18 protein-coding genes are annotated in these 19198 nt (G+C 67.4%); 6 read left to right on the top strand and 12 right to left on the bottom strand.

The features are described 5' to 3' along the window. Positions 1–28: 28 nt before the first annotated feature. Positions 29–784, bottom strand: coding sequence for a bifunctional NADP-dependent 3-hydroxy acid dehydrogenase/3-hydroxypropionate dehydrogenase YdfG (gene ydfG, locus CYJ10_RS13845; protein WP_101682056.1), 756 nt, complete (start codon positions 782–784; stop codon positions 29–31). Positions 785–869: 85 nt separating this feature from the next. Then, positions 870–1883, bottom strand: coding sequence for a restriction endonuclease (locus CYJ10_RS13840; RefSeq protein WP_257993313.1), 1014 nt, complete (start codon positions 1881–1883; stop codon positions 870–872). 292 nt (positions 1884–2175) lie between these two features. On the opposite strand from CYJ10_RS13840, the gene CYJ10_RS13835 reads away from it, so the two are divergent. After that, positions 2176–2520, top strand: coding sequence for a CzcE family metal-binding protein (locus tag CYJ10_RS13835; RefSeq protein ID WP_101682055.1), 345 nt, complete (start codon positions 2176–2178; stop codon positions 2518–2520). An 86-nt stretch (positions 2521–2606) separates the two neighbouring features. On the opposite strand, the gene CYJ10_RS13830 is transcribed toward CYJ10_RS13835, so the two are convergent. The 3 genes from CYJ10_RS13830 to CYJ10_RS13820 form a co-directional block, all read right to left on the bottom strand. After that, positions 2607–3248: a hypothetical protein gene (locus tag CYJ10_RS13830; RefSeq protein ID WP_101682054.1), complete on the bottom strand. Its 642-nt coding sequence runs from the start codon at positions 3246–3248 to the stop codon at positions 2607–2609. Positions 3249–3269: 21 nt separating this feature from the next. Further along, on the bottom strand, positions 3270–4676 hold the full coding sequence (locus CYJ10_RS13825; protein ID WP_101682053.1) for a cytochrome-c peroxidase: 1407 nt from the start codon (positions 4674–4676) through the stop codon (positions 3270–3272). 132 nt (positions 4677–4808) lie between these two features. Beyond that, positions 4809–6995, bottom strand: coding sequence for an alkaline phosphatase family protein (locus CYJ10_RS13820; protein WP_257993312.1), 2187 nt, complete (start codon positions 6993–6995; stop codon positions 4809–4811). 357 nt (positions 6996–7352) lie between these two features. On the opposite strand from CYJ10_RS13820, the gene CYJ10_RS13815 reads away from it, so the two are divergent. Further along, positions 7353–8297, top strand: a complete 945-nt coding sequence (locus CYJ10_RS13815) for a 2OG-Fe(II) oxygenase (protein WP_101682052.1) — start codon at positions 7353–7355, stop codon at positions 8295–8297. A 51-nt stretch (positions 8298–8348) separates the two neighbouring features. Here CYJ10_RS13815 and CYJ10_RS13810 read toward each other — a convergent pair whose 3' ends face one another. Then, positions 8349–9095, bottom strand: a complete 747-nt coding sequence (locus tag CYJ10_RS13810; RefSeq protein ID WP_101682051.1) for a CbtA family protein — start codon at positions 9093–9095, stop codon at positions 8349–8351. Between the two features lie 12 nt (positions 9096–9107). Then, positions 9108–9344 (bottom strand): CbtB domain-containing protein, encoded by a 237-nt coding sequence (locus CYJ10_RS13805; protein WP_101682050.1) that lies wholly within the window; start codon positions 9342–9344, stop codon positions 9108–9110. 251 nt (positions 9345–9595) lie between these two features. Here CYJ10_RS13805 and CYJ10_RS13800 point away from each other — a divergent pair, with 251 nt between their 5' ends. After that, positions 9596–10207, top strand: a complete 612-nt coding sequence (locus CYJ10_RS13800) for a histidine phosphatase family protein (protein WP_101682049.1) — start codon at positions 9596–9598, stop codon at positions 10205–10207. Here the strand turns inward: CYJ10_RS13800 and CYJ10_RS13795 are convergent. The 3 genes from CYJ10_RS13795 to CYJ10_RS13785 form a co-directional block, all read right to left on the bottom strand. Further along, the gene (locus tag CYJ10_RS13795; protein WP_257993311.1) at positions 10201–10587 is read right to left on the bottom strand and encodes a hypothetical protein; all 387 of its coding nucleotides are present in this window, start codon (positions 10585–10587) and stop codon (positions 10201–10203) included. The two genes, CYJ10_RS13800 and CYJ10_RS13795, sit on opposite strands and share 7 nt — an antisense overlap. Positions 10588–10714: 127 nt before the next feature. Then, positions 10715–11884: a BamA/TamA family outer membrane protein gene (locus CYJ10_RS13790; RefSeq protein WP_257993310.1), complete on the bottom strand. Its 1170-nt coding sequence runs from the start codon at positions 11882–11884 to the stop codon at positions 10715–10717. 8 nt (positions 11885–11892) lie between these two features. After that, positions 11893–12942 carry a hypothetical protein gene (locus CYJ10_RS13785; protein ID WP_101682048.1) on the bottom strand — a complete coding sequence of 350 codons (1050 nt, stop codon included), beginning with the start codon at positions 12940–12942 and terminating at the stop codon, positions 11893–11895. Between the two features lie 227 nt (positions 12943–13169). Here CYJ10_RS13785 and acnA point away from each other — a divergent pair, with 227 nt between their 5' ends. Genes acnA through CYJ10_RS13770 form a run of 3 tightly spaced genes read left to right on the top strand, consistent with a single transcriptional unit; the run spans position 13170 to position 17505 of the window. Next, entirely contained in the window at positions 13170–15815 is a 2646-nt protein-coding gene (acnA, locus tag CYJ10_RS13780; RefSeq protein WP_257993309.1) for an aconitate hydratase AcnA, read from the top strand. Positions 15816–15837: 22 nt separating this feature from the next. Continuing rightward, positions 15838–16734: a GntR family transcriptional regulator gene (locus CYJ10_RS13775; RefSeq protein WP_101682149.1), complete on the top strand. Its 897-nt coding sequence runs from the start codon at positions 15838–15840 to the stop codon at positions 16732–16734. A 36-nt stretch (positions 16735–16770) separates the two neighbouring features. Further along, positions 16771–17505: an ABC transporter substrate-binding protein gene (locus CYJ10_RS13770; protein ID WP_101682046.1), complete on the top strand. Its 735-nt coding sequence runs from the start codon at positions 16771–16773 to the stop codon at positions 17503–17505. Between the two features lie 130 nt (positions 17506–17635). On the opposite strand, the gene CYJ10_RS13765 is transcribed toward CYJ10_RS13770, so the two are convergent. Both CYJ10_RS13765 and CYJ10_RS13760 read right to left on the bottom strand, forming a co-directional pair. Continuing rightward, positions 17636–18463, bottom strand: a complete 828-nt coding sequence (locus CYJ10_RS13765; protein WP_101682045.1) for a hypothetical protein — start codon at positions 18461–18463, stop codon at positions 17636–17638. Positions 18464–18529: 66 nt separating this feature from the next. Then, positions 18530–19123 carry a tetratricopeptide repeat protein gene (locus CYJ10_RS13760; protein WP_101682044.1) on the bottom strand — a complete coding sequence of 198 codons (594 nt, stop codon included), beginning with the start codon at positions 19121–19123 and terminating at the stop codon, positions 18530–18532. Positions 19124–19198 lie beyond the last annotated feature (75 nt).

The raw sequence follows: 19198 nt of genomic DNA, 5'->3' as shown, positions 1-19198 counted from the left end.
AGACGGCTCCGGGCGAATCGGAAACCGCTTACGGTTTCTCGCGGGTAATCGACAGCGCGCTGAACGACTGTGTCACCGGCATCACTTCGAGGTAGTTGATATTCACGCGCGCCGGCAGCGTGGCGGCCCAGAACACGGTCTCGGCGATATCGTCGGGGGTCAGCGCGTCGGCGCCTTCGTAGACCTTGTCCACGCGCGACTGGTCGCCGCTGAAGCGCACATTGGAAAACTCCGTGCCACCCACCAGCCCCGGCGCCACATCGGTCACGCGCACGCGGGTGCCGGTCAGGTCGGCGCGCAGGTTCAGCGAGAACTGGTGCACGAACGCCTTGGTGGCCCCATAGACGTTGCCACCCGGGTAGGCGTAGGCACCGGCCACCGAGCCGATATTGACCACGTGGCCACGATTGCGCTCGACCATGCCCGGCAGCACCGCACGGGTCATCGTCACCAGGCCCGTGACGTTGGTATCGATCATCGTTTCCCACTGGTCCAGGTCGGCCCGTTGCGCGGGCTCCAGGCCCAGGGCCAGGCCCGCGTTGTTCACCAGCAGGTCGATCTCGGCGTAGTCGGCCGGCAGGCCCGCCACGGCGGCGAACACGGCATCGCGGTCGCGCACGTCCAGCACCAGCGGCAGCACGTTGTCACGGCCCAGTTCGTCGACCAGGGCCTGCAGCCGGTCTTCACGGCGGCCGGCGGCGACGACGCGATGGCCGGCATTGACGAAACGACGGGCGATGGCGGCGCCGAATCCAGCAGTGGCACCGGTGACAAATACGATCATGTTGGCTCTCCAGCTTGAAACAGGTTTGGCCCCGGATACTACACCGTTGCCCGCAAACCCGGGTGCCACTGGATGCAGATCGATATTACGCGGCGCGCGGCAGGATCACCCGGCAACGCGGGAAATTGGCGCAGCCCCAGAACGGGCCGGCCTTGCCGTGGCGCGCCACCAGCTTGACGCCGCACGCCGCGCAGCTGGGCGTGCGGAAATCGCCCTCGAAGGCCGACGCCATCAGCATGGCTTGCGTCTCGGCCGGCAGCGCCCGGATGCGGGCGACGATGGCCTCGCCATCGAGCAACTGGATGCCGGCGCGTTCGGCCGACGCCTGCACGGGCTGGCCCACGTAGCCGGACAACGACCAGAACACGCCGCGGCCCACCTGGCGTTCCAGCATCGCGCCGCCCAGCGCCCGCACCTGCTCCACCTTGACGGGCCGGTTCCACGCCTTGCATTGCACGACCGCCAGCGGTGCGCGCTGGCCGCGCTTGTACAGGGTGGCATCGACACCGCCGTCCGGGCCATTCGGCACGGTCTTCACCTTGAAGCCCATGGCCTCGTAATAGGCCACGCACAGCAGCTCGAAACGCTTCCATTCGAGTTGCCGAAGCGCGTCGAGCGACCATTCGCGGACGGGTGCGGGCGCCGGACGGGGCGTTGCCGCCGGGAGCGATACCACGGCTGCAGCGGCGGCTCCGCCGTTGGCCGGAGGCACCGTCCGGATCGTATCTGCATACGGCGGCGGCCCGGGAGGCGACGCCACGGGTCGGCGACGCGGCGCCATGCGCTGGCGTTCTTCCTGCTGGCGGCGTTCCCTGGCGTGGCGGTGCGACAGCAGCGCGAGGATGGCGGTGATCGCCGCCACCACGGACGACAAAAGACGGAGTATTTCGACCAGGCTCGACGCGGCCTGGGGAAGCGCACGGGAGAAGACCAGAAGGCCGATCACACCCGGCATGACCACGTAGAGCGTAAAAAAGCCGGCGGCGCCCAGCAGCACCGTCATCCACCATGGCGCCTCGACCAGCGTGCCGATAATCGAATGCCGGCCCCATTGCCGCGCTGACGGCGCGGCCGCCTGCGTGCCCGCCTGTGTGCCCATCCCTCGAACCATTGACCCACCTCTTTTTTGTTTTTGAAGGTGTCCGAGGCGTCCGACCGGTCCCGTCCAGTCATACGTGCACGCCTGGAAAATGCCAAATGTATCGAAGATGTCTTGCACCCGGGTTGTATCGCACCCACACCCGTCTTTCGCGGGGGGTGCGGCGCACCATGTCGAGGCTAGTTATTCGTTTTTCGACTGCATTTTGTGAACGCAAGTCATTTTGGGAATTACGAGGGGGAGCGTAGGCTTTCTGTACGGCTCGAACGGAGCCGATCACAACAACACCATCATGACCTCGAAGACTCTCCTGATCCCTGCCCTGCTTCTCGCCCCCATGCTGGCCTGGAGCGCCCCCGCCCCCACCCCCGTCAGCCATGAGGCCGCGTTGTTTGGCAGTCCGGCGCCCGCGCAGACCGTGGGGCGCACCATCACGATCGCGCCGGATACGCGCTTCGTCACCGTGGCATCGGGTGAATCGGTGGCCATCCGTGCCGGCGACCAGACCGTCAACTGGACCTTCCTTGAGGCGCTGAACGGCGCCACGATGCCGCTGCGCGTGCTGATGCCCGGCACGCAACAGGCCAGCGGCGTCTACATCCACGTGGCACCGAGCGAGGTCTACAGCGCGGGCTGAGCGGACCGTGTGTATCAGCGATGGCTTGGGCGATGGCCCGGCCAGGATGAACCGCCCCCCGGGCCCGAAACGGGCCCGGGTCCGGCCTAGAGCGGCTGCCAACCGCCGCCGGTGGCCACCATCGCCTGCTTCAGCTCCAGCATGCCGCTGCCCTTGAGCACCCGCGTCAGCACCGGAAACGCGCCCTGCACCGATGCATCGCTGGCCCACGGCGCCGGCTCCAGCGTGTAGGTGTAGCGCACGGTGGTGGTCAGGCGCGCCGGCGTTTCGTCGGACTTCTGCGGCTTGTCCCAGCCCGTGACCTTCTCCAGGTGCACGCGGCCATAGCAAAGGTCCGGCTGGCTGGCGTCGGTGCCGTGCGCCGCCGTGTGCGGGCTGGCGTTGACATACTGGCGCCCCTTGTCGGTCAGGTCATAGCGCCGTGCCTTGACCTTCTCGTCCTCCCCGTTCTGATGATGCAGCGTCATCTCGGCGCTGACATGCGAGACCAGCCCCGCGTGTTCCAGGGCCGGCATCTGGATGCCGTCGCGCATCTGCGCGGCAACGGGCAGGTCGGGCACATCCACCGGCCATTGGTGGCGGCCGATGCAGAGGTCGCCATGCGCGGTCAGGTGCTTGTCCAGCGCCGCGCTGAAGTTGGCTTCGGTCGCGGCATCGGGCGCGGTGCAGCCCGCCAGCAGCAGGCTCGTGGCCGCCGTCAGCGCGGCGGTCAGCAGGATCGGTTTCATCGTTGGATTCGGTAACGGGTATCAGTGGGTCTCGGCGGACTTGTGCGTCTCGGGATCGGCATACGCATTCGCCACCGTATGGCCATGGGCATCGCCGGCGGCCGTGGCCGGTGCCACGTAGCCGTCGGTCAGCGTGTTCAGGAAGGCGATCAGGTCCTGCATCTCCTGGTCGGTCATCGGCGGCGGGCTGCCGGCGCGGCGCTGGTCCAGCGGCATCTGTTCGTCCAGGTTGGCGCGGTACTTCGCCGGCAGGTCGTTGAACTTGGCGACCTTGCCGCGTGCATCGCGCGGATACCACTTCTCCGGCGCCGTATCGCGCGTGTTGTAGAAGCGGACCACCTCTTCCAGCGACCGGAACACGCCGTTGTGCATGAACGCATGGCGCGTGGCGGCGTTGCGCAGCACCGGCGTCTTGAACATGCCGCAGGTGGCCGCCGCACCCTTGTCCTTGCCGGGGCGATGGTCGGTGCGCAGCGGCCCGCACAGGCCCAGGTCGAAGTACTTCGGATCGGCGTTGGCCGGGATGTCCCTATTGCGCGGCACACCAATCGCGGCGAACGAGTAGTCGCTCGTCATGTCCTGGCTGCCGTCGTTGCCGCCGCCCAGCAGGTGACAGGCCATGCAGTTGCCCTTGGTGGGGTCCATGAACACGCGCAGGCCGCGGATCTCGGCGTCGTTCAGCGCGCCGCCCACCTTGTTGGTGCGGTAGCGGTCGAACTTGCTGCTGTACGGATGGAAGCTGCGGTCCTCCACCTGGAACGCCTGCAGCGCCGCGCCCACCAGCGCAAACGCCTTGTCGGCATCGTCGAACACGTTCGGGCCATAGGCCTGGCGGAATGCGTCGGCGTGCGCGCCGTTGCGCACGGCATCCACCACGGCGGACTTGCCAGCCGCCGCCATCTCGTTGGGCGCCAGCAGCGGAATCGCGGCCTGCTCCGCGATGGTGTTGGCGCGGCCGTCCCAGGTCAGGCCGCCGCCGGGCCCGGGCGGGCTGATCATGTCGGGGTTCTCGAACGTGTCGGAATACGCGTTGGTGTACTCCTTGTACATCAGGGTCGGCACGGCGCGCGTGCCGGGCTGGCGGCCATCGGGGCCACCCAGCTGCACCGACAGGTCGTTGGCCGGCGCGTAGGCGTGGCCGGGGTCGTGGCAGGTGGCGCAGGACATCTTGCCCGATCCCGAGAGCGAGGGATCGAAGAACAGTTTGGCGCCCACTTGCGCGGCGGCCGAGAGGGACGATGCCGGCGCGGCGGCCACGGCGGCCACCTTGGTCGGCACGGGCTGGACGGCGCCGGACTGCGCAGTGGCCTGGTTGCCGGATGCGGCCGCGCGGGCCGGCTTGCCGGTATCCGTCGCGGGCTGGCAGGCGGCCAGCGCAACGGCAAGCAGTGCCGCGCTACAGCGCGCGGCGAATGGGAAAACACGCATGATGAAGGTGGGCGGTGGCAGCCGCCATCCGTTGTCGGATTGAACACGGCAGGCCGCCGGACACAGCCGGCGAACCACCGCGACATGCGGGGTCCGCGGGCCATGCCCGGGCGACTGCCTGGGCGTTGAGGCTTACGACTTGATCGCCCAGATGTTGGTCTGGGTGGTGTCCGGGCCGGTGGCCGTGTTGTTGCCGCTGCCAACCGAACCGCTACCGCTGCCGCCAGCCACGCTGCCGCCAGACTGCAGGTCGCCGGCCTTGACCACGTACTTGTGGTTCATCGGGCGGACCGAGTCGAAGTGCGTGTTGGCGCTGCCCGAGTACTCGGCCAGGTTGGTCAGGTTGTCGGCGATGTACTTCTCGGTGTACTTCGAGCGGTTCATGTACGACGTCGCCACGGCCGGATCAGACAGGCCGAACATGTCCTGCATCGTGCGCACGAACGAGAAGTGGCTGTAGGCATCCGAATCGATGATCTGCTTCGGCGCGCCAGGCTGGTTGGTCAGCAGCGCGAAGATGGTCGGGCCGTCGCCCTTGTTGCCGCCGTTGTAGCGCGGCACCGCCGTGGTGATGCCCTCGCCCAGCGGCGCGCCGCTGGTGGCGGCACCGCCCACGTTCCAGCCGCAGCACGACGAGCTGCCGAAGAAGCTGGAGCCTTCGTCGAACAGCATGACGATGGCCGAACGGCGGCTGGTGTTCTTCCAGGCCGGCGACGCCTGGATCTGGTCTACCAGGTACTTGGCGTACGCGTCGCCGCGCGCGATGTTGGTCGACAGGCAGGTGGACACGCCGTGGATGTCGTCGCACTGGTCCGGCACGATGTAGTTCAGCGCGCCGATGTCGCCGCTCTTGAGGTCATCCTCGAACTGGTGCGTGTTCCACGTGATGCTGTTGGTCGCCGCGTAGCTGGCGATCGACGTATCCCACTGGCCGCCACTCACCGTGCGGTTCAGGTTCTTGAAGAAGTCCGGGCGGTTGCGCACATCGTCGAAGTTGACGGCCGGGTGGTGCTTGGTCTTGTACAGGCCGGCCGGCATCGTCTCGGTGGCGCCCGACGTCGGGTTCACACCCGTGATGGCGGCGTTGGCCACGCCGTCCTTGCGCGGGTCCTGGCCCGGATTCATCGATTCGCTGTAGACGCGCGCCGACATGCCGGCCTTGTACAGCGCCGTGAACATGTTGCGGCGACCCTTGAGGTTGTGCACCTTGGTGTCGGCATTGCACGCCGTGACCGGCACGTAGGTGTCGGTCGGCTGGTTGGCCGTGTCGCCGGCCGGCAGGCAGTTCCACGCGTTGTCGTCGGCCACGCCCCAGTCGTCGGCGCTGGCCAGCGAGATGTAGTTCGGCTCGCTGGGGTTGCCGGTCGAGAAGTAGTTGGCCGCCTTGTTGCCTTCCGTGTGCAGGTACTTGTAGAAGTTCGGGTAGGCCGCGTTGTCGATGGTCTGGTTGCTGTGGTTCTCGAAGATCACCACGAACAGGTGGTCGTAGCGCGGAATGCCTTCGGGGTTGAACGCGGCGTCCTGCGCGGCCTTCAGCGAGGTCACCGGGTCGGCGGCGCTGTCGCTGGCGTAGCCGCGATCCAGGATCGTGGCGGCCTGCGTGTAGCGGGCGGCCAGCGTGTTGTCCTCGACCAGCAGCGCCCGGGTAGCGGCCGCGCTGGACAGCGTGCCCGGCAGGGCCACCACATCGTCGGCGTTGACCGTGACATCGGCCGTGCCACCCGTGAAGCTCAGGCGCCCGGCGATGGCCGCCCTGGCGTCGGCGTACTTCATCGATTCCGCTTCGGTCAGGCGCACCACCTCGGTGGAGAGCGGGCTGATGACCACGTCCGTGCCGGCGGCGGCCTGATCGGCCGCGCTGCGCAGGATCATCTTGCTGGCCACCTTGGTATTGCCCGCCACGGGGTCGATGTACGACGCATCGGTGCCCACCACGGCCACCAGGCTCGCGGCCGGCGTGGCCAGCGTGAAGCGGCCGTTGGCGTCGGTACGCGTGGCAGCCTCGCCGGTATCGCACACGCCGTTGCCGTTGTTGTCGGCACAGACGGTGGCGTTGGCGTAGGTCACGGGGACGAACGTCTGGTCGACGGCATCGCCGGTGGTGCTCTTGGCGTAGTCCACGCCAGTGGCCGACGAGTTGGCGACGCCGGTCGGGTTCTTGACAGCCGCGCCGGCGACGACGCCGCTCACGGTCTGCGCGGCGCCGCTGGTGCCCGAGGACGTGGAGGCGGGGGTGTCATCGCCGCCGCAGGCCGCCAGCAGCGCGGCGGCTGCCAGGGCGGTCAGCAAGGGGACGTAGGTGGATTTGTTTGGGTGCATGGTTCTGGCTCGCCGGAATTCGCGCGATTGTTATGAGTGGGACTCGAGGGGTCTCGAGAAGAGTCTCTTGGGGCGCCGCACCAAAGCCTGCCCCGTCGCGGTGGTTCTGGCGGGTGGGCCGCCTGCGCAGGAAGTCTCCGGGCCGGTGACGGCGCGAAAGCCATCCCCAACCTTTGTGCAGCGGGCCCGATGCTAGGAACTCAATGTGACGATTTCGTGGAACCCTTGACGCGTCAAGTTACAGACGATTTCGAGGCGACGAACCTCGATACAAAGCGGACACATGGTTGCCACGGCCGCCGGGCTGGCGTGATACTTGCGCGCGTCATGTCCTTGGCTTTCCGTGGATTCCCGCTCATGCACGCCCCTTCTGCCCCGCACCCCGCCAACGCGCCCCGCCAGACGGCCACGCTCCATTTCTCACCCGAACTGCGCGACTGGATCGTGGGCGCCTTGCAGCGCGGCCGCACCGCGCCGGAAATTGCCGACGCGCTGGTGTCGCGGCAGTTCGATCCGGCCGTGGCCCGCGCGCTGGTCGACGCCTTTGTGCGCGTGCTGCGCGACGGCGGCCCGCTGCCCGAAGGCCAGATCACGGTGGAACGGATGCCGACGGCCCCGGCCGTGCCCAGGCTGCCCTATGCGTCGGTGCTGCGCGGCGGCGATCGTGAAGTGCACGTCCTGTCGCGCACGGACAAACCCGTGGTGGCCGTACTCGAAGGCGTGCTCAGTCATGCGGAATGCGATGCGCTGGTGGCGGCGGCCCGCCCGCGCCTGGCGCCGTCCACCATCGTCGACCCGCGTACGGGCGAGCACGTGGTCAGCCCGGACCGCAGCAGCCAGGGCATGTTCTTCCGCCTGGCGGAGTCCGCGCTGCTGGCCACTATCGACGCACGCGTGTCGGCGCTGATGCAGCTGCCCATGGAGCACGGCGAGGGCCTGCAGGTGCTGCAGTACCGGCCCGGCGCGCAGAGCCAGCCCCATTTCGACTTCCTGATGCCGAACAACCCGGCCAACCAGGCGTCGATCGCACGCAGCGGCCAGCGCGTGAGCACCATGGTGATCTACCTGAACGATGTGGCCGAGGGCGGCGAAACGGTGTTTCCGGAAATCGGCCTGATGGTGGTGCCACGCAAGGGCAACGCGGTCTATTTCGAGTATTGCGACAGCAACGGCACGCTGGACGGCAAGACGCTGCACGCCGCCGCGCCGGTGGCGCAGGGCGAAAAATGGGTGGCTACGAAGTGGATGCGGCAGCGGCGCTTTGTGTCCGCGGCCGAGGAGACGCAGATCGCGTCGATGTAGCACGCGGGCCAGCCAGCCGGCGGCCCGCGCGGGGTTGGGGTGTGACGGGCGTCAGGCGCGCGATGCGCGACGCCCCGGCGCCATCACCGGCTCGGCCAGATAGGCAAACACGATGCCCAGCGCCGCCCACAGCACCGCCTGGATGCCGAACGCCGCCACGCGGTACTGCCACAGCAGCGTGGCCGGAAAGTGCTCGGGCACCTCGTTGATCCCGGGCAGCAGCGCATGCGCCAGCGCCCCCAGCACCACGAAGATCGCGGCGGCGGCAAGCCCCATCGTCCAGCCATCGCGGCGCGCGGCCAGCCGGCGTGCCACCACCACCGCCACCACCATGGCCGCCAGCGACACGGCGATCATCGTGAAGAACAGCGCGGTACGCAGGCCGATGGTGGACGGATCGCCAATGGCCGGCGGATTCGGCGGGTACTTGAAGAACGGCACCAGCACGATCGCGATATAGCCCAGCAGCGCCAGCAGGCCCGACGTTGCCCTTGTGCCCAGCCCGCCCAAGGCACCGATGCGGCCATGGACGAAGGCGAAGACCAGCGCGAACAGGCCGCCCAGCGCGGCGCCGAACACGCCCAGCCCGACAAACAGGCCGACGCCCGACTGCGTGTCGCGGCTGACCAGTTCCGGCATCTCGTGCGCATGGCTGCCGCCCATCGCGTGGGTTGCCTGTTCCTCGAAGGCGATGGCCGCCTCCACCTGCGGCTCACCCACCACGCGCGCGAACGCAAAGGCCAGCAGGCTGGCCAGAAAGCCCGCGATCATGCCGCGGACCAGCAGACTTCTCACCATGAATCGGCCTTGTCAGTGGCAGGGAAAGCCAAGCAGATGGCGACCGTCGTGCACGAACTCATGCACGTACATGGTGTTGAAGATGGCGGCGGCGCCCTCTTCCACGCCCACGAAATAGATGGCCAGGAGCAGCAGCATGCCGCCGAAGATGGCCCAGGGGAGCAGTTCGCGAACGGGGATCGTGGCCGGCGCAATAGCCGGCGAGAGGGCCGGCGCAAAGGTGGCGCTTGCCGTAGCGCTTGCGTGCATGAGGATTCTCCTTGAGGATGACGCGTCCCGAGACGAATGGATGTGCCCGAGGAGAAGGTCTGACTTGCCAGCGCCACCCGCGATAACACGTGGGCAGCCCGGCATACAGTGGCGCGACCGTGCCGGCATCTCACCGGCTTCTTCTCTTCGGAATCCGTGCATTCTAGTCGAGGGTCCGCCGATCCACCTAATCGCCATCGTGCCTTCGTGCCTTCGTATCGTCACACCGTCGCCATCCACCCCGCCGCCCCATGACCCGCCGCCTCACCCTGCTCTGCGTACCCGCCACGGCCGCCCTGCGCGCCGGGCGCTTTCCGGCCGACAACGCGCTGAATGACGACGACGGCGTTCACACGGCCACATGGGCAGGCAAGCTCGGACGGCCAGACCGCGTGCTGTCCAGCCCGATGGCATGCGCATGCGATACCGCGCGGGCGCTGGGGCTGCCCGTCAGTGTGGAAGACGCCTTGCGGGAAGTGGATTACGGGCGCTGGCGCGGCCAGTCGCTCAAGGATGTCGGCGCTGCCGAGCCCGAGGCGCTGGCGGCCTGGCTGTCCGATCCGGGCATGAACGCCCATGGTGGCGAGTCGCTGGCGGCGGTCAGCGACCGCGCCGGCCTGTGGCTGTCCGGCCGCGAGCCCGGCCATACGCTGGCCGTGACCCACGCCAGCGTGATCCGGGCCATCGTCGTGCATGCACTGGGCGCCCCGGCGCGGGCCGTCATGCAGCTCGACATCGCGCCGCTGACGCTCACCACGCTGTCAGCCCATGCCGATGCGTGGCGCGTGACGTCGGTCGCCGTGCCAGTTGTCGTGCCTGTGGTCGTACCTGTCGTCGCGCGGTCCGACGTGCCGCCTCACTGAGTCGGGCAGTTCGCCGCCCCACCGGTGTCGGTGTTGCGGAAAGTCACCACCAGCCGGCTGTCCTTGGCCATCATCAGCGTGTTGCCATAGGTGACGGTCGGCATGAACGCGATGTCAGGGGCCACGGCCACCGGCGGCTGCCGTTCGGCATCGACGGTCAGGACCAGTTCGACGGTATAACTGTCCACCGCGGCGCCCTGTGGCGACTGCGCGAACTTCTGGCGGAATGCGCACATGTCGCGCGTAATGTTGTCCAGCGCCGCCTGCACGGATACCGACTTGCCAGGCGGAATCGGAGCGGTATTGCAGGCGGACAACAGCACGGGCACGAGCATTGCGGGAACAAGGTAACGCATGGGCAGGCGCAAGGGCGGGGTCATGGCGTCTCCTGCACGGCGGGTGCCGTCCATGCGACCACTCTATCCGGCGGCCCGCACCGGCTCCATTGGCCCAAAGGCCAACGCACCACGGCGATCGGGGGCTGCCTCCGGCGACGGTACAGCGCCATCAGAACGCCTCGTTGATCTGGAAGTACACCCCTTTCGTATTCCTGCCCACGCCCGCGTCGAAGCGGACATTCACCCGGGGCTTGAACTCGAAGCGATACCCGATCCCCGCATTGGGCAGCCAGTGGGCCGACGTCAGCGCCCCGGGATTTGGCGCGATCGCGCCGGTGCCGATCCAGAACACCATGCCCTGCCGGCCCACGATATGCCAGCGGTACTCGGCCTGGATGCTTGCCATCGCGCGGTCGCGGTACTGGCCCAGGAAATAGCCGCGCATCCGCTTGTTGTTGCCAAGCGTGGCCATCATGTCCCACGGCACATCGCCCCAATTGAAGTTGCCGTAGATATCCAGCGCCAGCACGTCGCGTTCGCGCATCCTGAAGTACTTGTTGGCCGTGATCTCCAGGTTCTCCAGATCGGTGTCGCTGCCCAGATACCGGCGATAGACCGTTGCGTTGACGAGCAGCGACTCGCCCTTGTACGGATTGGGAATGAAGTCGCGCGTGTCGTACGAAAAATGCCCGCTCACCCCGGAACTCATCACCCTTGGCCCGTTCGGATCGGTCGCCAGCTTGCTGTCGGCGCCGCGTTCCAATTTGGTGGCGTTGTCATACTGAAAGCTGTAGCCCGCCCCGATATAGATATTCGGGCGCACCCGGAACATGATCTTCGGCTGGAACGCGACCGTCTGGCGCGTGTAGGTTTCCTTGTTCGCGCTGTTGATGGCGTTGTCGTAGCCAACGCCCCAGTACGCGGTCGGCATGTTGATCAGGTCCAGCTCCAGCAGCACGCGGTAGCTGTCGTCGGCAAAGAAGGTGTTGTTCTCGATCGACACGCCGTACGCACCCTTGACGGTGCCAAAGCCGCGGATCGAGAGCGTGGACAGCTGGGTGTCCGCTTCGGCCCCCTTGGGCTTGTAGAGGCCAATGGCGGCCGCGCCGATCCCGAACCCCATTTCCGGGTTGTAGAACGGCCCGGGCAGGACGCCCCAGTCGATGCCCTTGCTCAGGTCGACTTCCTTCGACGCCCCCAGCTTGGTGAGCAACCTGTCGATCCAGGCCTGCTTTTCGCCCTCCACGGGCTGCACGGGCTGCGCGGGCTCCTCGGCGCCCGCCGTCGCCGCCCTCATGGCAAGCGTGGCTGCGACGGCGATCAGACGATGGCGGTTCATGGCGTGCCCTAGAACCGGAAGAAGCCGGTGGCGATGATGTTGTTCCGGTTGTAGCCGTAGCCGAATTCCACGATGAATCCGAGGCTACGGTTGACGGCCCAGCTCACGCCGGCCGAGCCGCTCCAGTAGCCCACCACGCGCTGGCCGATCTGGTAGTTCAGGCGGGCCGTCTGGCCACCGGCCTCCTCGATGGGAATGTCGAAGTGGCCGGTGATCGTGGCCCGGGTCTTGAAATAGGTGCCACCGATAAATGGGGTCAGCAGACCCAGGCCGGGTCCGAGCCGGAAGTTCCAGCCGATCCGCGGGCCGATGTTCAGCGACTTCACCGGGGTCTCCGACATCGTGATGTCCGACACCGTATAGGTGACCGGCAGCGCGAAGAAAAGCTGCTTGTACGTCCCCACCAGCGTGAAACCGCCGCCATAGGTGTGCCCGCTGTAGTTCGCCTGCTGCGTCGGCAACTTGATGGGCTGGGAGCAATCGGGCCGGGGCCGGTTGCCGGCACAGCCGATGTTTATCCCGAAGAACTGCTGCAGTGCCGTCTTCGACGAGAACGAGATATCGATCGCCCCGCTGCCCTCGACGTTGCCGACCATGCCGTAGACATTCATGAACGGGAAGATCCAGGCGCCAAGCTGCACCTGGTTGGACACGTTATGAAGCTTCGATTGCTGGAACTGCACGAAATCGGCCGAGCGCAACGGGTTCGCGCCCGCCGATATCGCCAGGTCGCTGAGCTGGTAGCGCTGGTATCCGTTGTAGTAGGAATAGCCGATGAAGTACGGATTCGGCAGGTTGTAGCCCTTGTCGATGACGCGCTGGGCGAAGAATGGCAATGCCCTGTCCCATTGCTTGGGCTCGGCGGGCGCGGCGTCCGACGTACCGACCGGGCCGACGATCCCGCGATAGGGGCCGGAGCTGCTGTCGGGACTGGCCGAGCCGACGCTGCCGCCACCATCGGCACCAGCGGTCCATGCATGGGCAAGGCCCGTGGCGGCAATCAGCCCGGCAAATGCCAGCCAACGGAAAAGCACGCCACGCAGATTGCTGCTGCCCATTGCCTTCTCTCCAATATCGGGAACCCTCGCTTTCACTGGAACCGGGTCTGGAACTGGGACAGGTACGGCCAGACGCTGCCAGCGTGTTGATTATCGTGCGCAGCGGACGCCACGACTGCGGGACCTTGGTCCAATGACACCCGCTGGCAAGCTGTGGAAGACCGACTTTTTTTGCATTTTTCTGCGTACATATGCAAAATAAGAAAAGGACAACGCCGGACGCCGACATGACATCGCTTGAGGGCCAGTTTTGCGCTGGCGACATCACTTATCGATACGTGGACCTGCCCGCGATGCTGGGACCGTCACTGGCGCGGCTGCCCGTGGTGCTGCGCCTGCTGCTGGAAAACGTGGCGCGCAATATGGAGGGCGACGAGCGCGCGGCGGCCATCGCGGCCATCGTGGCGTGGCTGGACAGCGGCACGAGCGAGGCGGAAATCGCCTTCCAGCCTGGCCGCGTGCTGATGCACGACACCACCAGCACCCCGGCACTGGTCGATATTGCCGCGATGCGCGATGCCCTGGCCGAGGCCGGCGCCGACCCCGCCGCGCTCAACCCGGTGCTGCCCGTGGATGCATCGGTCGACCACTCGCTGGCCGTGGAGGCGTTCGCGCGGCCCAATGCGGCCACCGAGAACCTTCGCATCGAGGCCCGGCGCAACGCCGAGCGCTACAGCTTCCTGCGCTGGGCGTCGAAGGCGCTCAAGGGGGTGCGTATCCATCCGCCCGGCACCGGCATCATGCATACGATCAACCTGGAGCAACTGGCCACCGTCGTCACCACGCAGCCGCGCGATGGCGCGCTGTGGGCGGTGCCCGACACGCTGATCGGCACCGACAGCCATACCCCGATGATCAACGGCATCGGCGTGCTGGGCTGGGGTGTGGGCGGGCTCGAAGCCCAGACCGTCATGTTCGGTATGCCCGTGATGCAGCGTATCCCCGACGTTGTCGGCGTGCGACTGGCCAACGCGCTGCAGCCCGGCGTGCTGGCCACCGACCTGGCGCTGACCGTCACGCAGCGGCTGCGTGCCATCGGGGTATCCGGCGAATTTGTCGAGTTCTTCGGCCCCGGCGTGGCCACGTTGACGGCCGGCGACCGTGCCGTCGTCGCCAACATGGCGCCCGAATACGGCGCGACCACCGGCTACTTTCCGATCGACGACCAAACCCTGGCCTATCTGCGCGCCACCGGGCGCAGCGAGGCCAGCATCGCGCTGACCGGCACCTACGCCCGTCGCGCCGGCCTCTGGTTCGATCCCGCCAGCACCCCGCGCTACACCCGCACGATCGACATCGACCTGTCAGCCGTCGGCATGCATGTCGCCGGCCCACGCCGTCCACAAGACCTGCTCGCCTACAGCGACACGGCCGCCGCGCTGGCGCCGTTTCCGTTCGAGGCCAGGGCCAGGCACCACGGCATGCCGCGCTACCCGGTGGCCATCGCCGCCATCACCAGCTGCACCAATACCTCGGACCCGGCCCTGCTGATGGCCGCCGGCATCGTCGCGCGCAAGGCCCGCACGCGGGGCCTGACCGTGGCGCCGTGGATCAAGACTTCGCTGGCACCGGGATCGCCGGCCGCTGCCAGCTATCTGGCCCGTAGCGGACTGCGCGATGACCTGTCGGCCGTGGGCTTCGACATCGTCGGCTTCGGCTGCACCACGTGCATTGGCAATTCGGGCCCGCTGACGCCGGCGATTCGCGACGCTGCCGCGGCCGGCGCGGCGTGGCCCGTGGCCATGCTGTCGGGCAACCGCAATTTCCCGGGCCGCATCCATCCGGACCTGTCGCTGGGTTTCATCATGTCGCCGCCGCTGGTGGTGGCATTCGCGCTGGCCGGCGACGCCGAGCGCGACCTGAGCCGCGACCCCGTGCAGATTGCCCCCGACGGGACGCCGGTCTTCCTCGGCGATCTGTGGCCCACGCGCGATGACATCACGGCAGCATTGGCCGTCGGGGCCGACCCCGCCGACTATCGCCGCGACTTTGCCCTGGCATCGGCCAACCCGGTCTGGGCCGCGCTGCCGTCTGCCGATTCGGCGCGCTATCCGTGGGACGACCGCAGCACGGCGCTGCGGCGCCCGCCGTTCGCGGCGCTGGATCAGGGCTCACAGCTGGGGGCGTACACCGCCTGGCCGTTGCTGGTGCTGGGCGACGACATCACCACCGACCATATCTCGCCGGCCAGCGCCATCCCGCCAGACAGCTTCGTGGCCGACTTTCTGGTCAGCCGTGGCGACGACCGCGACGACCTCAACGTGTTTGCCTCGCGGCGCGGCAACTGGGAGGTGATGCTGCGGGCGGCGTTCTACAGCCGGACGCTGGTCAACCTGCTGCGGCCCGATGCACCCACCGCGCACACCGTGCATGGCCCCAGCGGTGACGTAGCCCCGATCTTCGAGGTGGCGCAGCGCTATCGCGACGATGGCCAGTCAGTGGTGCTGATCGCCGGCGAGCGCTATGGCACGGGGTCGTCGCGCGACTGGGCTGCCAAGGGGCAGCGCCTGCTGGGGATCCGGGCCGTGATTGCGGTAAGCTTCGAGCGAATTCACCGTTCCAACCTGATCGGCATGGGTATCCTGCCGCTGCGCATGCCGGCCGGCGTGCATCCGCAAACGCTGGCCATCGCGCCCGGCGACACGGTACATGTCAGCGCCGATGCCCAGGCACTGGCGCCCCGCTGCAAGGTGCCGGTGCGCATCGTGCGCAAGGACGGTTCGGTGGAGGCCTTCGATGCCACCGCCGCCGTGGAAACCCGGCTCGAAGTCGAGTTGCTGCGGCGCGGCGGCGTGATTCCCTCGATCCTGCAAAGGACGCTGGCGCAGCACGGCACGGACGCCCTGCGTGACCGCCCCGCCCGACCTGCCTGACCTGTGCCTGCGGCCAAAGACCATGAACCACGACCGATCCATCGCGATACAGATCGTCGAGCTGATCCAGCGCGAGCAACTGCCCGTGGGCACCCACCTGCGCGCCCAGATGCTGGCCGATCAGCTGCGCGTGTCGCGCACCCCCGTGAACGACGCGCTGGGGCTGCTGCACGAAAAAGGCATCGTCACGCGCGAGAAGAACCGGGGCTTCTTCCTGGCGCAACCCGTGTCGGCGCCGGCCGCCGAACTGGCCGCCGCGCTGGGGCTGTCCGAGCCTGACGTGGTGGGCACCGCCTACTTCCAGATTGCCGACGACCTGCTCAAGGGCGCGCTGCCCACCGAGGTGTCGGAGCAGGCTATCCGCACCCGTTACGCGCTGACCGCCACGCAACTGGGCGCCGTACTCGCGCGCATCGCGCAGGAAGGCTGGGGCGAGCGCAAGCCCGGCTACGGCTGGCAGTTCTCGACCATGCTGACCACGCCCGATTCGCTGCTGCAGTCGTACCGCATGCGCCTGGCGCTGGAGCCGGCCGCGCTGCTGGAGCCGGGCTACCGGCTGGACCCGCGCACCATCGCGCAGCTGCGTGCCGCCGAAGTCCACCTGCTCGAAGGAGGCATCGAGACCGATACCGCCGACCAGCTGCACGACCGCGGCGTGCGGTTTCACGAAGCGCTGGTCGAGGCGTCGGGCAATCCCTTTTTCATCGATGCGATCCGCCGCGTCAATCGCGTGCGGCGGCTGCTGTCGTACCGGTCGATGCGCGAGCGTTCGCGCTATGCGGACCACGCCCGGCAGCATCTGCACCTGCTGGACCTGTTGGAACGCGGGCGCAACGAAGACGCGTCGCAGGCCATGCGCGACCATTTGGGCCACACGCTGACCGCCCTGGCGCGCATCACCGATATCCTGGAACCGTAGTGACCGAAAGTGAAAGTGACAACCGAGAGGAACGACATGACTGCTGACAAGGCCATTCTCGATGCCTTCGCCCCAACCGGCGTGCTGCGTGCATCGATCAACCTGGGCAACCCTGTGCTGGCGCACCGCAAGGATGGCGACGGTGCCGGCGGCGTCTCCGTGGACCTGGCCACGGCGCTGGCCGCGCGGCTTGGCGTGAAGCTGGAACTGGTGGTGGTGGAAACGGCCGGAAAGTCGGTCGACGTGGTGTCTAACGAGGAAGCCGACATCGGGTTCTTTGCCATCGACCCGAAGCGCGGCGCCACGATTGCGTTCACGGCGCCGTACGTGCTGATCGAGGGCTACTACATGGTGCGCGACGATTCGCCGGTGCGCGCCAACGCCGACGTGGACCGCGCCGGTACGCGCGTGGTGGTTGGCAAGGGCAGCGCCTACGACCTCTACCTGACGCGCGAACTGCAGCACGCCGAGATCGTGCGCGCGCCGTCGTCGCAGACGGTGGTGAAGACCTTTCTGGAAGAGAAGCTCGACGTGGCCGCCGGCGTGAAGCAGCAGCTTGAAGCCGACACCGCCGGCATGAGCGGCCTGCGCCTGCTGGGCGAGCGCTTCATGGTGATCCGCCAGGCGATGGGCGTGCACAAGTCGCGCGGCGAGGCCGCAGCGGCTTATCTGGCGACATTCGTCGAGGAGATGAAGGCATCGGGCCAGGTGGCCGCTGCCTTGCAGAAGCACAACATCCAGGGCGCCAACGTGGCACCGGCGGAAGGCTGAAACGACTGCGGGAGATGGGTGCGGAGGATGCGGGGGATGCGGCAAGCCAGGGCATGGCCCTGGCAGATCTCCCGCCCCAGCGCCCCGGTTGCTGACAAGCGGGGCCGGCGCGGGAGATTGTCCGGCTGGCTTACGAGCCGACCTTCAGTTGGCCGCCACGACCCAGGCCGCCCTTGACTTCCTGCGCCTTGTAGTTGCGCAGCGACACCACCATGTTGTTGTAGGCGTCCATGAACGCCGCCACGGTGGCCTTGCCTTCCGGCGTGCGCGAGAAACCGCCCAGGCCGCCAGCCGCACCGCCGCCGAACGCGCCCAGTGCCGCGCCAAAGTTCGTGGCCGTCGCGTTGCCTTCCGAGATGGACAGCTGCACGCCCGAGCGGATGTCGAACATGGTCAGCGTCACGACCGATGCCTTGCTGGCCATGGCACCGCCCACCAGCGCGCCAACGCTGCCGAACAGGCTGCCCACGCCGGCGGCGAGCTGACCCGTGGGATCGTTGTCGATGATGATGGCCGGCTCCATGTAGTAGTCGGCTGCCACGCGCTGGCCCTTCTGCTGCTTGGAACCGGCGCGGAATTCGCCCGAATTGCGCTGCTTGTCGGTGATGTTCGACAGCTTGCTTTCCGTGCGGTTGTTGCCCACGGACGTGATCACGAAGCAGTTCGACTGCTGCACCGCCAGGCGGATCAGCGGCTCGATGGTCGTGATCTTCGTGGTGGCGCCGAAGCTTGCATACCATTCCTTGCCACGGCCATCGTCAACGGCCAGCGTGCCCAGCGGCGTGTCGCAACGCTCCAGCATCGGGTTGGCGTTCACGCTGGTTGCGCCGCCTGCTGCGCCGGTGGCAGCCGTGGGCGCCGTGCCGGTGCTGATCGAGCCACCACCCATGTTGGCACAGCCGGCCAGCACCAAAGACGTGGCCAGTGCTGCCGCGCGCAGAGAGTTCTTCTTGGACATGAAATCGCGTTCCTGTAGACGGAAGTGAAAGGAAAAGCCAGGGAGGGAAGAAGTGGTGCCCGGCGCTTAGCGCTGGTACCAGCCGGAGGGGCCCCAGACCCAGTAATACGGATAGCCGCTGTACCACGCGGACCAGGACGTGCGGTAGGCCTCGCGCACCCGGTACAGGGCCTGTTCATCCTTCTTGGCAGCCTGCGCCTGCGGAATCAGCGCCGCGGCTTCCTTGTTGCCCTTGGCGGCGGCGCGGGTCAGCCATGCCTCGGCTTCGGCCGGGTCGGCGCCCATTTCCTCGAAGCCCATCAGATAGAGACGGCCCAGCGCCAGTTGCGCCTGCACATGGCCGTTGTCGCCGGCCTTGCGCATCCATTCCAGCGCCTGGTAGGTGTTGCGCTCCACGCCATCGCCGCGCAGCAGGCGCAGGCCCAGGTCATAGGCGGCGTTCGGATTGCCTTCCGCCTTTTCCGCCAGCGCCTGCATGCGGCGATCGGATTCGGTGGGGCCTGCCGGGGTGAAGGTGGCTACGCGCCTGTCCTGCTCGCCACAGGCGTTGCCGTTGCACAGGCGCACGGTCGGTGACCGCGACAATTGCGATTCCGGCGACTGGGCACAGGCGGCCAGGCCAAGAACTGCCATAAATACCAAGGGAGCAAAAACGCGCATGAAACGACCACCCCGAAGTTTTGTTTAGTTTTTATTCGTTTTGCTACAGCAGCACATTGTAAGCAAACGTTTAGA

Origin of the sequence: Cupriavidus pauculus, from assembly GCF_002858765.1 — a bacterium.
GTDB classification, from domain to species: Bacteria; Pseudomonadota; Gammaproteobacteria; order Burkholderiales; family Burkholderiaceae; genus Cupriavidus; species Cupriavidus pauculus_B.
Note: the sequence above shows the minus strand (reverse complement) of the source record. Positions and strands in the feature narration are given on the sequence as shown.

Coding starts and splice junctions, on each gene's coding strand:
- ydfG (WP_101682056.1), bottom strand. CDS start 784: ATGATCGTATTTGTCACCGGTGCCACTGCTGGATTCGGCGCCGCCATC.
- CYJ10_RS13840 (WP_257993313.1), bottom strand. CDS start 1,883: ATGGGCACACAGGCGGGCACGCAGGCGGCCGCGCCGTCAGCGCGGCAA.
- CYJ10_RS13835 (WP_101682055.1), top strand. CDS start 2,176: ATGACCTCGAAGACTCTCCTGATCCCTGCCCTGCTTCTCGCCCCCATG.
- CYJ10_RS13830 (WP_101682054.1), bottom strand. CDS start 3,248: ATGAAACCGATCCTGCTGACCGCCGCGCTGACGGCGGCCACGAGCCTG.
- CYJ10_RS13825 (WP_101682053.1), bottom strand. CDS start 4,676: ATGCGTGTTTTCCCATTCGCCGCGCGCTGTAGCGCGGCACTGCTTGCC.
- CYJ10_RS13820 (WP_257993312.1), bottom strand. CDS start 6,995: ATGCACCCAAACAAATCCACCTACGTCCCCTTGCTGACCGCCCTGGCA.
- CYJ10_RS13815 (WP_101682052.1), top strand. CDS start 7,353: ATGCACGCCCCTTCTGCCCCGCACCCCGCCAACGCGCCCCGCCAGACG.
- CYJ10_RS13810 (WP_101682051.1), bottom strand. CDS start 9,095: ATGGTGAGAAGTCTGCTGGTCCGCGGCATGATCGCGGGCTTTCTGGCC.
- CYJ10_RS13805 (WP_101682050.1), bottom strand. CDS start 9,344: ATGCACGCAAGCGCTACGGCAAGCGCCACCTTTGCGCCGGCCCTCTCG.
- CYJ10_RS13800 (WP_101682049.1), top strand. CDS start 9,596: ATGACCCGCCGCCTCACCCTGCTCTGCGTACCCGCCACGGCCGCCCTG.
- CYJ10_RS13795 (WP_257993311.1), bottom strand. CDS start 10,587: ATGACCCCGCCCTTGCGCCTGCCCATGCGTTACCTTGTTCCCGCAATG.
- CYJ10_RS13790 (WP_257993310.1), bottom strand. CDS start 11,884: ATGAACCGCCATCGTCTGATCGCCGTCGCAGCCACGCTTGCCATGAGG.
- CYJ10_RS13785 (WP_101682048.1), bottom strand. CDS start 12,942: ATGGGCAGCAGCAATCTGCGTGGCGTGCTTTTCCGTTGGCTGGCATTT.
- acnA (WP_257993309.1), top strand. CDS start 13,170: ATGACATCGCTTGAGGGCCAGTTTTGCGCTGGCGACATCACTTATCGA.
- CYJ10_RS13775 (WP_101682149.1), top strand. CDS start 15,838: ATGAACCACGACCGATCCATCGCGATACAGATCGTCGAGCTGATCCAG.
- CYJ10_RS13770 (WP_101682046.1), top strand. CDS start 16,771: ATGACTGCTGACAAGGCCATTCTCGATGCCTTCGCCCCAACCGGCGTG.
- CYJ10_RS13765 (WP_101682045.1), bottom strand. CDS start 18,463: ATGTCCAAGAAGAACTCTCTGCGCGCGGCAGCACTGGCCACGTCTTTG.
- CYJ10_RS13760 (WP_101682044.1), bottom strand. CDS start 19,123: ATGCGCGTTTTTGCTCCCTTGGTATTTATGGCAGTTCTTGGCCTGGCC.